Origin of the sequence: Haloarchaeobius amylolyticus (assembly GCF_026616195.1) — an archaeon.
Lineage (GTDB): Archaea > Halobacteriota > Halobacteria > Halobacteriales > Natrialbaceae > Haloarchaeobius > Haloarchaeobius amylolyticus.
The window spans coordinates 820,925-835,555 of sequence record NZ_JANHDH010000001.1 but is presented as its reverse complement, the minus strand read 5'-3'; the positions used below and the strand labels follow the sequence as shown (position 1 = coordinate 835,555).

Here is a 14,631-nt window from a genome sequence, read left to right as displayed (position 1 = left end):
GGCGGCAGGACAGTTCGGGAGGACGACGCCTCCTGGCGCATCCGCGTTCGACTCTCCGACGTGACCGAGGGTGTCGGCGACGGCCCTACTCGCTCTCCTCGTCGCTCTCGTCGCCGTCCGGTGCCTCGTCGGTCTCCAGGAACCCGTGGTAGGGGCAGACGTACTCGTCCCGGATTATCTGCTCGTCGACGATGTCGAGGCCCAGCTCGTCGAGTTCGCTGGCGATGCGGTTGAGGTCGTCGTGGGTCTTGCCGATGGCGTTGACGTAGACGTTGCGCTTCCCGGTCATGATCTCGCGGACCGCCGTCACACCGTGGACCTCCCGGGCCTTCGTGGCGAGGGTGTCGCGCTCGGGCACCGGCGCGGTGCAGATGATCTTCGTGTAGAGCGGGTAGCCGGCCAGGTCGTAGTCGATGTCGACGTGGTAGCCGCGGATGATACCGCTCTCCTCGAGCTTGTTGAGCCGCGTCCGGACCGTGCTCGGGGAGAGGTCGAGTTGCTCGGCGATGTCGTTCGAGGAGGTCCGACGAGCGTCCTGCTGGAGGTGGTAGAGGATGGCCCTGTCGACGGAATCCAGTTCGCCGTCTTTCATGCTGGCGGGGCTTCGTCGCGGCGTGTCTTAGCAGTGTTCCATCGCCGTCGGTGTAGTGGCCCGTCACTGCCGGCGCGTGGGCCCTCGCACGCGTGTCCGGTTTCCCCTGTCGGTCGTATGCGCACCATTCCGATGACGACAGTAGATATTAACCGGGTAGATTTTGACGATTCGTCGATGGAATGCATGACTTTATACTAATCCGTGATTTAGGATGTGGTACGACCCCGTGTCCGGTCGTCGTCGAGAGGCCGGGCACACGTGCCACATCCATGCAACAGCAACCGACGGTACCGAGACCCCATGAACCGACCGACGACCAACCGAGCCACGACCGTACGGAGTTCGCCCGTTCCATCCCGGGACGCGACCGCGAGGAGGTGACGCCCGGCCCGGGCCACGGTCCATGAAGGAACTCGAACGCGACCTCGGCCTCCCCTCGGTGTTCGCCATCAGCATCGGCGCGATGATCGGCAGCGGCATCTTCATCCTGCCGGCACTCGCCCTCGAGATCGCCGGCCCGGCCGTCATCGTCGCCTACCTGCTCGCCGGGCTGCTCGTGGTCCCGGCCGCACTCTCGAAGTCCGAGATGGCCACCGCGATGCCAGAGGCCGGCGGGACCTACATCTACATCGAACGCGGGATGGGGCCCCTGCTGGGCACCATCGCGGGCGTCGGGACGTGGTTCTCGCTCTCGTTCAAGGGCGCACTCGCCCTCGTCGGGGGCGTGCCGTACCTGTTGCTCCTGTTCGACCTGCCGCTGAAGCCGGTCGCCATCGGCCTCGCGGCGCTGCTCATCCTGGTGAACCTCGTCGGCGCGAAACAGACCGGGCGCCTCCAGCTGGCCATCGTCGTGGTCATGCTGGCCGCCCTCGGCTGGTTCGCCGCCGGGAGCGCCACGAGCGTCCAGTCGGCCAACTACGGGAACTTCTTCGACGCGGGGGTCGGCGGCCTGCTGGCCGCCACGGGCCTGGTGTTCGTCTCCTACGCGGGCGTCACCAAGGTCGCGAGCATCGCCGAGGAGGTCGAGAACCCGAGCCGGAACATCCCGCTCGGCATCCTCGGATCGCTGGCGTTCACGACCCTGCTGTACGTGGCCATCGTGGCCGTCCTCGTCGGCATCACCGAACCCGGCAGCGTCGCCGGGTCGCTGACGCCGGTCGCCGTCGCCGCCGAGGTGACCCTCGGGCAGGCGGGCGTCGTCGCGGTCATCCTCGCGGCCATCCTCGCGCTCGTCTCGACGGCCAACGCCGGCATCCTCTCGTCGTCGCGCTACCCGTTCGCGATGAGCCGGGACGCGCTGGCGCCGCCGTCGCTCTCGACCATCAGCGAGCGCTTCGGGACGCCCGTCACCTCCATCACGCTCACGGGCGCGGTGCTGCTCGCGCTCATCGCGTTCGTCCCCATCCTCGAGATCGCCAAACTGGCCAGCGCCTTCCAGATCATGGTGTTCGTGCTCATCAACGTCGCCGTGGTCGCGTTCCGCGAGGGCGAGACCGAGTACGCACCGACGTTCCGGTCGCCACTGTACCCGTGGGTGCAGGGCTTCGGCGCGGTCGCCGGGGTCGGCCTCCTGACCCAGATGGGACCCATCGCGCTCGCCGGCGCGGCCGTCATCACGCTCGGGAGCGTCCTCTGGTACCTCGCCTACGTCCGCCCCCGCGTCGGCCGCGAGGGCGTCGCGACGGCCGCCATCCGGCGACAGGTCGGCAAGGGTGCCCTCACCGACATCGAGGCCGACGACGACCAGACCCACGAGGTCCTCGTCGCCGTCACGAAGGCAGTTGGCGAGCACCGCGAGCGCGCACTCGTCGCGCTGGCGGCCGACCTCGTCAGAGAACGCGACGGCCGGGTGGTCGTGGTCCGGTTCGAGGAGGTCCCGGACCAGGCGCCCCTCACCGACGAGGTGACCGTCCAGTCCTCGTCGGACCTCTCCTTCGAGACGCGGGTGGAGGCCCTCGCCGACGAGTTCGGCGTCGCGGTCGAGGCCGACGAGATCGTCAGTCACGACACGAAACACGCCATCGTCAACGTCGCCGAACACAGCGGCGTCGACGCCATCCTGACCGAGCACGAACCGCTCCGGCTCCGGTCGCGGCTGTTCGGCGACCCGGTCGACTGGGTCGTCCGCCACGCCCCCTGCGACGTGCTCCTCGTGGATAACGTCGGATACGACAGCCCGGAACGGGTCGCGCTGGCGGGCGACGGGCGCCCGTACACGGCGCTGGAGGTGAGCCTCGCCGAGGCGGTGGCCAGGGCCAACGATGGCCGCATCGCGCTCTGGGAGCCGGTCGATTCGGCGGACCCGGACGACCACGGCAGCACGGACGACCGGCCGGACACCGGCGGTGCCTACCGCGCCGGCCTCGCGGACGTGCTCTCGGTCCCCATGTCGACCGAGCCGGTCCGCGCCGACGGCGGTCGGCTGGCGAACCCGGACCTGCTGGTGCGAACCGGCGCCGACCCCCGGCTCCGGAGCGCGCTGCTCGACCGTCGGCCGGCGGTTCCGCGGCCGGGCTGTACGACCCTGACCGTCTACCCGCGGGCCGCGCGGCGGCCGTCGTTCGCCCGCCGGGTGCTCGAACGCTGGGTCTTCTGACCCGCCAGCGTCCGGGTTTCGGCCACCCCTCGATTCCTCACCGCTCCGCCTCGGCTGCCGCGGCCGCGCCACGGGGCGGCCGGTCCGTCTCCTCGTCGAACAGCCGCGCACAGAGCTTGCGCTCGCCGGCCCGGAGGTGCTGCATGAACGTCGACTGCGAGATGTCCATCAGGGCGGCGGTCTCCTCGCCGCTGGTCTCCCGGGGCCACTCGAAGTAGCCGGCGAAGTGCGCCGTCTGGAGGGCTTCGAGTTGCCGGTCGGTGAGGGCGTCCTCCAGAGCGGCCCGGAACTCGCCGCGGGTCTCCGTCGACCGCTCGCGCTCGCGCTGGGCGACGAGGGCGGCCCCGGAGTGCTGGGCGCAGACCGCCTCGACGACGCTGCCGACGGGCGCACTCTGGGGCAGTTCGGCGGTGACGCGCCCGCCGGCGGCGTCGGCGGTGAGCGAGTCCACCACACACCCCCGGTCGGCCAGCGTCGTCACGACGGAGTCGTCGCCGACGACGAACCGGACGACGGTCTCGTCCGGGCCCTCCGAGAGGACCTGCGCCGCCTCGAACCCGGCGTGGTCCGCGGCGTAGTCGCAGACGGCTTCGGCCGCCGCGTCCCGGACCGTGACGTACTCCACCGGGTCGCCCTCGGGGGCGACCGAGAGCCGGTCGAGGTCGACCGTGCAGTCGAGGGCGGCCGCGAGGTCGAACAGCGGCCCGCCGTCGGCGTCGCCGTCCAGCCGGAACGTGAGTTCGGTCACGCGGTCGGCGACGAGCGACTGCTTGCGCTCGGCGGCGTCGATGGCGTAGGCGATGGTCTCGCCCAGCTCGTCGAGGACGGACGGGTCCACCGCGTCGAGCGCGTCGGCGTCGGCCGCGTGGACGACGAGGGCGCCGTAGGAGACGTCCCGGTAGGTGAGCGGGACGGCCAGCGTCGCGGCCGACCCTGCCGGCGCGAACGCGGTGTCCTCGCCGGTTCCGGCGACCGCGGTCACGCCCTCCGAGAGGGCCCGGTCGACCGGGGTCTCGGCCGACGCCTCGTTCAGGGCGTCGACGACCGCGTCGAGGTCGCCGCGGTCGATGCCGGCGTGGGTGCGCTCTCGCACCGCGTCGTTGACCATGTTCCGGGTCGCGACCCAGGCGGCGTCGTAGGGGCCGGTCGCGGCGAACTGCTCGCAGGCCGCGCGCTCGACGTCGTCGCGGTCGTCGGCCTGCACGAGCCGGCGGTTCACCTCCCGGAGCACCTCGTTGGTCTCGTTGAGGTGTTCGAGGCGCTCCTTCTGGGCCCTGATGCGGAGTTCGCGCTCCTTGCGCTCGGTCACGTCGGTGTCGACGGCGACGAACCGGTCGACCGCGCCGGTCTCGTCCGTGATGGGGGCGACGGTCATGTCGACCCAGCAGAAGCTCCCGTCGCGGCGCTCGTTGATGATCTCGCCGTCCCAGACCTCGCCGTCGGTGATGGTGCCCCAGAGGTCGGCGTAGAAGGCGTCGTCGTGTTCGCCCGACCTCCAGAGGCTCGGGTCCTCGCCGACGACCTCCTCCGGGGCGAACCCCGTGACCGACTCGACGGCCGGGTTCGCGTACTCGATGGTCCCGTCGGTGTCGGTCAGGAAGATGGCGTGGCCGGCGTGTTCGACCGCCTTCCGGAAGCTCCGGAGCTCCTCGTTGGTCTCGCGGAGCCGGGTCTTGATGCGGTCCTCCTCCTCGACGTACTTCGAGAGGTAGTGGACGGTCGCGACCGCGAGCCCGCTGACGACGAGCCCGGGGAGTTCGGAGAGCCCGGTCACCGTCGTCGACAGCGCGGTCCAGGTCTGGCGCGCCGCCATCAGCGCGAGCATGAGCGTCAGGAACCCGAACCGGCGGTCCCGGCTCCGGTAGAGGAGCGCGAGCGAGTAGCCGACGCCCCCGAGCCGGAGCGCGATGGAGGCGGCCAGTATCGAGTTCACGGCCACGGGGCCCACCTCCGTCCAGTGTTCGGGCGAGTGCGGTGCATGGTCGAGTGTCCGGTCGCCACGCGGTAAAACCGGGACCCGCGTTTTCACGAGGCTGGAATCGGTCGGGAGCGCCACCTCGCGGCCGGTTCCGGCGGTATCTGGCGCGACCCCTCGCTGGCGGTGGCGCCCGGCGAGTTCCCGGGCCCAAACAGTATGGGTACCCGAAGATGGGGGTGTCTCGTCCCCGTCTCGAGGGTCCAACAGTATCGGTAGTACGCTCAGCCCCCTGGGGCGTGTCTGTCTACACGTGATGAACCCGAACCAGCCGCGGTACGGACGGGTGCCGAGAGGTGGTCGGCGATGAGTGGGGCCGACGACCGGGCCGACTCGACCCGGCGGCCCTCGGTCCCGGACACGCCGACGCTCGACCGGATGGTCGACGCGGAGACGGCCGACCCAGCGGAAGAACTCGCGAAGACCGACTACAGCACCGACCTCGGCGTGGCGATGGCCGAGGACGCGAAACGCGTCTCCCGGGGCGAGCTCTCCGGGGACGCCTACTGGGAGAAGTACGACGCGGCCGCAGAGGCCGAGTTCGGGGACGACTACCGCGCGACGCCGAACCCGGCCATCGACGGCGACGGCCAGACCGTCTCGCGCGAGACGGCCGACCGACTGGGCTGTTCGGTCGGCTCGATGGCCTCCGTCGCGGAATCGCTCGAACAGCCGGGCGAGGACGGCCCGGACGGCGACGAGACGTGGGGCATGGTCATCGACCTGCAGAAGTGCGTCGGCTGTGACTCCTGTACGGTCGCGTGCAAGGCCGAGAACCGCACGCCTCCGGGGGTCTCCTACAACGTCGTGATGGAGGAGGAACACGGCGAGTTCCCGAACGTCACCCGGACGAACGTCCCCCGCCCGTGCATGCAGTGTGAGAACCCGCCCTGCGTGCAGGTCTGTCCCGTCTCGGCGACCTACAAGATGGACAACGGGGTCGTCAACGTGGACTACGACCGCTGCATCGGCTGTCGCTACTGCATGATCGCCTGCCCGTACGGGGCGCGGTACTTCGACTTCGGCGAGAACTACGACGACGAGGTCGACGGCAGCGGCGAGGTGACGAGTCCGGAGTACGGCGTCGACCGTGGCCCCCGCGAGGACGGCAAGTCCCCGGTCGGCAACGTCCGGAAGTGCAGCATGTGCATGCACCGGCTGAACCGTGGCGAGGAACCAGCCTGCGTCGAGACGTGCGTGGGCGACGCCCGCAACGCGGGCGACCTGGACGACCCCGAGAGCGAGGTCGCCGAACTGGCCGACTCGACCCGCTCGTTCCAGCTCAAGGAGTCCGAGGGGACCGACCCCAACGTCTACTACCTCAAGTAGGACCATGGCAACGACCGAACTCGACTACGACCCCGGTTTCCGGAACGGACGGTTCCGCGTCGCGTGGTACGCCCTGCTGGCCGTCCTGCTGGCGGTCGGCGCGTGGGCCACGTGGCGCCGCATCAGCGTCGGCATGGCGAGTACGAACCTGTCGAGCATCGCGCCGTGGGGCGCGTGGGTCGCGTTCTACATCTACTTCGTCGGCCTCTCGGCGGGGGCGTTCCTCGTCAGCACGCTGGCGAACGTCTTCGAGGTGGAGGGACTGGAGAGGATCGACCGCGACGCGCTGTTCGCGGCCATCATCAGCATGGTCGTCGCGCTGCTGTTCGTCTGGACCGACCTCGGCCGGATGGACCGCATGTACCACCCCTTCATCTGGCGGCAGCCGACCTCCGCGCTCTCGTGGGAGGTCCACGCCTACGTCGCCTACATCGGCGTCCTCGTGACGGAGCTGTACTTCTCGATGCGCATCGACCTCGCCCGGGTCGCCGCGCACGCCGAGGGCTGGCGGGCGAGACTCTGTGGCCTGCTCACGCTCGGCCGGCGCGACACCTCCGAGGCGTCCCACGAGACCGACGAACGCTGGCTCAAGCGCGCCGGCCTGGTCGGCATCCCGCTGGCCATCTTCATGGTCCACGGCGGGACCGGCGTGCTGTTCGCGGTCGCGAAGGCCCGCCCCTACTGGAACAGCGGCCTGTTCCCGGTCATCTTCGTCATCTCGGCGGTGGTGTCCGGGACCGCCCTGGTCGCGGCGCTGTACGTCCTCCGGGCGAAGCTCCTCACCGGCGAGGCCCTCGACCGCGACCTGATGGACCGCCTCGGCCAGCTGCTCGGGGCGTTCGTCCTCGCCGATGCGGCCTTCACGGCCATCGACGCGCTCATCGCGCTCAACAGCCTGCACCCCCACGAGGTCGAGACCTGGCTCATCGTCCTGTTCGGCGAGATGTCGTGGTCGTTCTGGGTGTTCATGGTCGGCTTCGGCTGGGTCGTCCCGCTGGTGGTGCTGAGCAAGCGCGCCTGGCGACGCTCCGCCCTGCCACTGACGCTCTCGGGCCTGAGCGTCGTCGTCGGCATCGTCGCGGTGCGGTTCAACATCGTCGTGCCGCCACAGATACTGCCCGTCATGGAGGGGCTGCCACACGGCGAGTACTTCCCGAGTGCGGTCGAGTGGCTGACCTCGGCGGGGATGATCGCCGTCGGCCTGCTGCTGTACTCGCTCGGGGCCGAGGTGCTCCCGCTCCGGCCTCTCGACGGTGTGGGCTCGCAGGATGCATCGACCGCCGACCAGCCGACCGCCGCCACCGACGGCGGCGTCTCCGACCACGGAGGTGACGACAGATGAGTTCGACCGACGACCCGGACACCGACCCCGACGCAGACGCATCGCTCACGCGGCGCGACTTCGTGAAGGTCGCCGGCGGTATCGGCGCCGTCGCGGCCGGCGCGACCGCGTCCGTGAACCTCGACACGACCGACCTCTGGACCGACGACGCCGAGCACTACGTCGGTGACGACTTCGGCGACTACGGCGCCGACGACGTGCTCTACACCACCTGCGGGCAGTGCAACACCTTCTGCCCCATCAAGGTCCGGCTGGCCGACGGGAGCGAGACGGGCGAGTACAGCTCGCTGGTCCGCAAGCTCGCGGGCAACCCGTACTCGTTCCTCAACACCCAGCCGTTCGCGCAGGTGCCCTACGAGAGCGACCCCGAGGCGGTCGCCACCGGCGACCTCGAGGGGACCGGCGACGTCGACACCGACCGCTGGTCGGTCTCCGGCGGCCGGATGTGCCTCAAGGGCCAGGCCGGCATCCAGACCGCGTTCGACGCCTACCGCGTCCGCAAGCCGATGAAACGCGTCGGTCCGCGTGGCTCCGGCGAGTGGCGGACCATCTCGTGGGAGCAGGCGATCGAGGAGATCGTCGAGGGCGACGACGACCTCGGCCACCCGGGGCTGCGCGACATGTGGGCCTTCGCGCCGAAGGAGGAGGTCATGCGCGACTGGGAGGCGGTCCAGAACGACGAGATGGCCAAGGCCGACTTCGACGAGAAGTGGGGCGACGTGCTCATCGACACGGACCACCCCGACCTCGGGCCGAAGGCGAACCAGATCGTCGACGTCGGCGGCTTCCGGCGCAACTTCATCCGCGCCCGCCTCTGGAAGCAGGGGCTGGGCTCGGTCAACAGCATCCACCACGCCGGCACCTGTGGCTTCTCCAGCGTGATGGGGAACGTCCGGTCGTTCGGCGGCAAGAAGAAACGCCAGTTCGCCGACATCGAGAACTGCGAGTACCTGCTCGTCTGGGGCACCAACCCGATGGTCGCGAACAAGGGCCCGACGTGGCTCGCCCCGAAACTGACCAACGCCATCCAGGACGGCATGCGGATGGACGTGGTCGACCCGCGACTCTCGAAGACCGCGGAGAAGGCGGAGACGTGGGTCCCGGTCGAACCCGGCGCGGACGGCGCCCTCGCGATGGGGATGGCCCGCTGGATACTGGAGCACGACCGCCACGACGTCGAGTACCTGCGGAACCCGTCGAAGCCGGCGGCCGCGGCCGACGACGAACCGACCTGGAGCGACGCGACCCACCTCGTCCGGGTGGACGCCGAGGCCGGCCCGAAGGCGCGAGCAGCCGACCTCGGGCTGGTCGATTCCGACGCCGAGACCGCGGACGAGTTCGTGGTCGTCGACGCCGAGACGGGCGAGCCGGTGCCCGCCAGCGAGGCCGAGGCGGGCGTCCTCGACGTCGACCTCGAAGTCGACGGCGAGCGCGTCCGGAGCGCCTGGTCGCTCTACCGCGAGCGCGTGTTCGAGCACACCGTCGAGGAGTACGCCGAGATGGCGGGCGTCGAGCCCGACACCATCGCCGAGGTGGCCGACGAGTTCACCAGTCACGGGAAGCGCGCGGCCATCATGGCCTACCGCGGCCCGGCCAAGCACAGCAACGGCTTCCACAACCAGCGCGCCATCGCCACCCTCCAGCACCTCATCGGGAACTACGACTGGAAGGGCGGCCAGATAACGCCCTACGCCGGCTACAGTACGATGAGCGGCCGGTACCAGCTCGGGGCGGTCCCCGACGGTCACAGCCCGTGGGGCATCCCCCTGCTCCGCGGCGGCGTCAACTACGAGGACACGTCGCTGTTCGAGCGCGACGACGGCTACCCGGCGAAGCGGCCGTGGTTCCCCGTCGCGCCGCCGTACGCCGCCCAGGAGGTCTACGGGAGCGCGACGGACGAGTACCCGTACCCCATCGAGGCACTGTTCATCCGGCCGTACTCCAACAACCACGTGATGGCGGCGGCCGGCGGCGACCAGATTCCGGCCGTGCTCGAGGACACGGACGCCATCCCGCTGGTGGTCGCCAGCGACACCGTCATCGGCGAGACCAGCAAGTACGCCGACTACATCCTGCCCGAGCCGACCTACCTCGAACGCTGGGAGAACTTCGGCACCTACCCGAACAAGCGCCTCGCCGACGAGAAGATCAGCCAGCCGACGGTCCGGGTCGTCCCCGACGCCCGGCCGTTCGAGGACGTGCTCGTGGACATCTGGAAGGAACTCGACCTGCCCGGCGTCGGCGAGGACGCCATCCCGGACGCCGAGGGCGACCTGTGGCCGCTCCACCAGGCCGAGGACTTCTACCTCAAGCTCGTGGCGAACATCGCGTACGACCGCGAGCCGGTGGCCGACGCGACCGACGCCGAACTGGAGACCTTCCGGACGGCCCACGAGAAGGGCCTCGGCGACTACTTCGACCTCGACCGCTGGAAGCAGGCGGTCGAACCCGACGAGTGGCGCAAGGTCGTGACGGTCCTCAACCGCGGCGGCCGGTTCGAGGCGCCCGTCGAGGACTACGGCGACGCCTTCGCCGAGCACGGGTTCGACTACGACTACGCCGACCGCTACGACGACCGCTCGAACGCCTACGACGGCGAGCACATGCGGTACAAACTCGGTGCCCGGGCCGACTTCTACAGCGAGGTCGTCCCGAAGGGCAAGCACGCCTACACCGGCGAGCGCTTCGACCCACTGCCCCGGGTCGCGGACGTGCGCCACTACGACGGCTCGGTGCAGGCCGGCGTGGTCTCCGACGAGGAGCCGGACCGCCCGCTCCGGCTCATCAACTGGAAGCCCCGGACCCAGGGGATGCACCGCACGCAGAACAGCCCGTGGCTCCGCGAGACCCGGCCGGAGAACCCCCTCTGGCTGAACCCCGCGGACGCCACGGAGCGCGACATCGAGAACGGCGACCACATCGAGATCGACGCGGGTCGGCGCACCGTCGAGGGCGTCGCGATGGTCACGAGCGGTATCCGGCCCGGCGTCGTCGGCGCGATGTGGGGCTGGGGCCGCGAGGGCGACGGCGCGGTCGCGGAGACCGTCGACGGCGAGACCCGCGAGCCGGCGGGCCGCGACGGCACGACGCCCTACCGGTTCGCCGAGCCGATGCACGAGGACGCCGGCTACGCGAAGGGTCGCGACGCCGGCTTCGCCATCAACCACCTGCAGCCCCTCGACGCGGAGCTGGGCGACATCGGCATGAGCGACCTCATCGGCGGGAGCAACGCCCAGTACGACGCATTCGTCGAGGTCCGGAAGCGAGGTGACGGCGAATGAGCGCGGTCACCGCCCCCGGCGACGACCTGCCGGCGACCGACCCACAGGTGCTCCGGGCGCGCGCCCGGACCTACGACCTGCTCGCGGCCTGCCTCGACGGTGACGTCGACGTCCTCGCGGGTGCCATCGAGGACGGCGACTTCGCCCGGCTCTCGGCCGCGCTCCCGGTCGACCTCGCCCCCGACTTCGACGAGAATCCCGACCGCGACGCGCTCGCGGTCGGCTACGACAACCTGTTCGTCGTGCCGGGGCCGCACTACGTCCCGCCGTTCGCCTCGGCACACGCCACGGACCCGTCGGCCGACTACGAGTCCGATTCGGCCTACCACGCCGGCGACGCGGGCGGGGAGCTGCTCGGCGACCCCGCCGAGGCGGTCGCCCGGCTGTACACCGCCGCGGGCTTCGAGCCGACCCGGGGGGACGCCATCCCCGACCACGTCGCGGCCGTGTTCGAGTTCCTCGCCGCACTCGCGGCGACCGAAGCCGACCGGCGCGAGGCGGGCCGGCGCGAGGACGCAGACGGCCTGCGTCAGCTCCAGCGCCTCGCGCTCGACCGGCTCGGCTGGCTCGACACCTTCCACGAGCAGGTCCGCGAGGCGGACAGCGTCGAGGGCACCTTCGCCCGGCTCGTCGGCGTCGCCCGGACCTTCGCGGCGTGGGACGCCCGGGCCGGCGTCGGTGCCGCAGACGAGCCCGAACCGACCGCAGCAGTCGACAGCCGACACGATTCCCATGAGTGACGACGCAACCGCTTCCGACCTGCGGGACAGCCTCCGTCGCGTCGCGGACCCCGACCTCGACGCCGACGTGCTGACGACCGGCCTCGTCCGCGAGGTGACCGTCGAGGACGACACGGCCCACCTCGACCTCGCACTCGGGGCCGTCCACGCGCCGACCGACCAGCGCCTCGCCGACGAGGTCCGCGGGGTCGTCCGCGAGGCCGGGCTGGAGCCACACCTGACGGCGACGCCCGAGCGCGCACCCGGCGCGGACTCGGTGCTGCCCGGGGTCGACGCCGTCATCGCGGTCGCCTCCGGCAAGGGCGGCGTCGGGAAGTCGACCGTCGCCTCGAACCTCGCGGCCGGGCTCGCGGACCGCGGGGCCAGCGTCGGGCTGTTCGACGCCGACGTGTACGGCCCGAACGCGCCCCGGATGCTCGGGACGGACGCGACGCCAGAGGTCGAGACGGTCGACGGCGAGCGACGCCTCGTCCCGCCCGAGAACCACGGCGTGACGGTCGCCAGCGTCGGCTCGCTGGTCGGCGACGACGAGCCCGTCATCTGGCGCGGGCCGATGGCCCACAGCGCCCTGACCGACCTGCTCGACGACGTGGCCTGGGGCCGCCTCGACTACCTCGTCGTGGACCTGCCGCCGGGGACCGGCGACGCCCAGCTCTCGGTGCTGCAGAGCCTCCCCGTGACGGGCGCCGTCGTCGTGACGACCCCCCAGTCGGTCGCCACCGACGACACCCGGCGGAGCATGCGGGCCTTCGGCGAGTTCGACACGCCGGTCCTCGGCGTGGTCGAGAACATGCGGACGTTCGTCTGCCCGGACTGCGGGAGCGCCCACGACGTGTTCGGGTCGGGTGGCGGCGAGTCCCTCGCGGACGCGACCGACCTGCCCTACCTCGGGTCGCTCCCGCTCGACCCGGCGGTCCGCGAGGGCGGCGACGACGGGACGCCGGTCGTCCTCGGCGAGGGCGAGTCGGCCGAGCCCTTCCGGGACCTCACGGCCCGTATCGCCGACCAGGTGAGCCTGCTCCGGCGCCACCGCCGGATGAAGAACGTCGCCGACCCGCCCGAGGTGACGCCGTGAGCCGGGACGGGGCCACGACCACCGGGGTCGTCCTCGCCGGCGGCGACAGCACCCGGTTCGGGCAGGCCGAGAAGGCGACGGCGACGGTCGCCGGGCGGGCGATGGTCGACCACGCCGTCGCGGCGCACCACGAGGCGACCGGCCACCGGGTGGTCGTCGCCGGCGGCTCCCCCGCGAAGTGCGACCGACTCGCGCCAGCTATCGACGCGCCCGTCACGTTCGTCACCGACCCGCCGGGGTTCGGCGGCCCTCTCGCGGGGCTCGTCGCCGCGGCTCGCACGGTCCGGACGCCGACGGTCGTCGTGTCCGCCTGCGATATGCCACTCGTCTCGCCGGGACCGCTCCGGTGGCTCACCCGGGTCTGGCACCGATGTCCGGCTGCGGTCGACGCCGTGGTTCCCCGGGACGAGACCGGCACGAGTCAGCCACTCCTCGGGCTCTACGACGCGGCGGTCCTCGCCGACCCCCCGGTCGGTGGCGACGCGAGTCTCCGGGAGGTGCTGGACGCGCTGACCGTCCAGCACGTCTCGCCGGCCGACGAACCGGCCGGGTGCTCGCTCGCCAGGGCGACGACCAACGTCAACACGGCCCGCGAACTCGCCGCGCTGGCGCGCGAGGCGGGCGGACTGGACGGCGAGGGAGCGAGGGCGGGCTGTCGGTGCTGAGTGCCGGCGACGTCGCCGTGGGAGCCGCCACGCTTGCCCCGTACCAGCACCGTTAATCGGGTCCTGCGAGATATGCGGGGCATGGACGTCTTCGTCGCCGGCGGCTGCTCGTACGACACCATCGTCTACCTCGAGGAGTTCCCCCGGAGCCCGGGGACCCGAACCGCCCGTGGCTTCCAGGAGACCGTCGGCTCGACCGGCGTCGGCAAGTCGCTGAACCTCGGGCGCCTCGGCGTGGACGTGACGTTCCACGGGCTGGTCGGCGACGACCGGTACGGGGAAGCCATCGCGGAGACCTTCGTCGACGAGCCGGTGACCTTCCTCTCCGACGGGGACCCGAACGGGACCGAGCGCCACGTGAACCTGATGGACGCCGACGGGGAGCGTATCAGCATCTTCGTGGTGGAGCCGACGCCGGACCCGGACATCGACTACGACCGGCTCGAGGACCAGGTCGCCCGGAGCGACGTGGCCATCGTCAACCCCGTCGACTACACCCGACCGCTGCTCGCGGCGGCCGAGCGCCACGACACGCCCGTCTGGTGCGACGTCCACGACTACGACGGCGAGGACCCGCACTTCGACGAGTTCGTCGCGGCCGCGGACCGCCTGTTCCTGAGCGACGCGGGGCTGGCCGACCCCCGCGAGTTCATGCGCGAACAGGTCGCCGCCGGGACCGACCTCGTCGTCTGCACCCGGGGTGGCGACGGCTCCATCGCGCACACCGGCGACGGCGAGTGGGTCGAGGTCCCCGCCGGGGAGTTCGAGGTCGTGGACACGAACGGCGCGGGCGACGCCTACGTCGCCGGGTTCTGCTACGGCCACGCCCAGGGCGAGTCCGTCGAGACCTGCATGCGGCTCGGGACGCTCGCGGGCGGCCTCGCGGTCGAGTCGTGGGACCTCGCCAACCCCGCCCTCTCCCCCGACCGACTGGCGGCCGCGTTCGACCGGCGGTACGACGACGGGTGAGGGAGACGGGGGCAGAGAACCGGCCCCGGACGTGGCGGCTGCCGACCTGTCCGGGAGACGTACT

10 protein-coding genes are annotated in these 14,631 nt (G+C 71.3%); 8 read left to right on the top strand and 2 right to left on the bottom strand.

Annotated features, from left to right (window positions below):
• Positions 1–85: 85 nt before the first annotated feature.
• Positions 86–592 (bottom strand): Lrp/AsnC family transcriptional regulator, encoded by a 507-nt coding sequence (locus NOV86_RS04325; protein WP_267640024.1) that lies wholly within the window; start codon positions 590–592, stop codon positions 86–88.
• Positions 593–998: 406 nt separating this feature from the next.
• On the opposite strand from NOV86_RS04325, the gene NOV86_RS04320 reads away from it, so the two are divergent.
• Positions 999–3,191 carry an amino acid permease gene (locus NOV86_RS04320; RefSeq protein WP_267640023.1) on the top strand — a complete coding sequence of 731 codons (2,193 nt, stop codon included), beginning with the start codon at positions 999–1,001 and terminating at the stop codon, positions 3,189–3,191.
• A gap of 37 nt (positions 3,192–3,228) precedes the next feature.
• Here NOV86_RS04320 and NOV86_RS04315 read toward each other — a convergent pair whose 3' ends face one another.
• Positions 3,229–5,130: a bacterio-opsin activator domain-containing protein gene (locus NOV86_RS04315; RefSeq protein ID WP_267640022.1), complete on the bottom strand. Its 1,902-nt coding sequence runs from the start codon at positions 5,128–5,130 to the stop codon at positions 3,229–3,231.
• 342 nt (positions 5,131–5,472) lie between these two features.
• On the opposite strand from NOV86_RS04315, the gene NOV86_RS04310 reads away from it, so the two are divergent.
• From NOV86_RS04310 to NOV86_RS04280, 7 genes are all read left to right on the top strand, one after another.
• Positions 5,473–6,495 (top strand): 4Fe-4S dicluster domain-containing protein, encoded by a 1,023-nt coding sequence (locus NOV86_RS04310; protein WP_267640021.1) that lies wholly within the window; start codon positions 5,473–5,475, stop codon positions 6,493–6,495.
• A 4-nt stretch (positions 6,496–6,499) separates the two neighbouring features.
• Positions 6,500–7,837, top strand: a complete 1,338-nt coding sequence (gene nrfD, locus NOV86_RS04305; RefSeq protein ID WP_267640020.1) for an NrfD/PsrC family molybdoenzyme membrane anchor subunit — start codon at positions 6,500–6,502, stop codon at positions 7,835–7,837.
• Complete coding sequence (locus NOV86_RS04300; protein WP_267640019.1) at positions 7,834–11,118, top strand: molybdopterin-dependent oxidoreductase; 3,285 nt, start codon at positions 7,834–7,836, stop codon at positions 11,116–11,118. Before nrfD ends, NOV86_RS04300 begins: the two co-directional genes overlap by 4 nt.
• Positions 11,115–11,858, top strand: a complete 744-nt coding sequence (locus NOV86_RS04295; RefSeq protein ID WP_267640018.1) for a TorD/DmsD family molecular chaperone — start codon at positions 11,115–11,117, stop codon at positions 11,856–11,858. Before NOV86_RS04300 ends, NOV86_RS04295 begins: the two co-directional genes overlap by 4 nt.
• Entirely contained in the window at positions 11,851–12,933 is a 1,083-nt protein-coding gene (locus NOV86_RS04290; RefSeq protein ID WP_267640017.1) for an Mrp/NBP35 family ATP-binding protein, read from the top strand. Before NOV86_RS04295 ends, NOV86_RS04290 begins: the two co-directional genes overlap by 8 nt.
• A complete protein-coding gene (gene mobA / locus NOV86_RS04285) occupies positions 12,930–13,598 on the top strand; it encodes a molybdenum cofactor guanylyltransferase (protein WP_267640016.1) in 669 nt (222 codons plus the stop codon). The genes NOV86_RS04290 and mobA overlap by 4 nt, the downstream gene beginning before the upstream one ends.
• Positions 13,599–13,679: 81 nt before the next feature.
• Entirely contained in the window at positions 13,680–14,567 is an 888-nt protein-coding gene (locus NOV86_RS04280; protein ID WP_267640015.1) for a carbohydrate kinase family protein, read from the top strand.
• Positions 14,568–14,631: the final 64 nt, after the last annotated feature.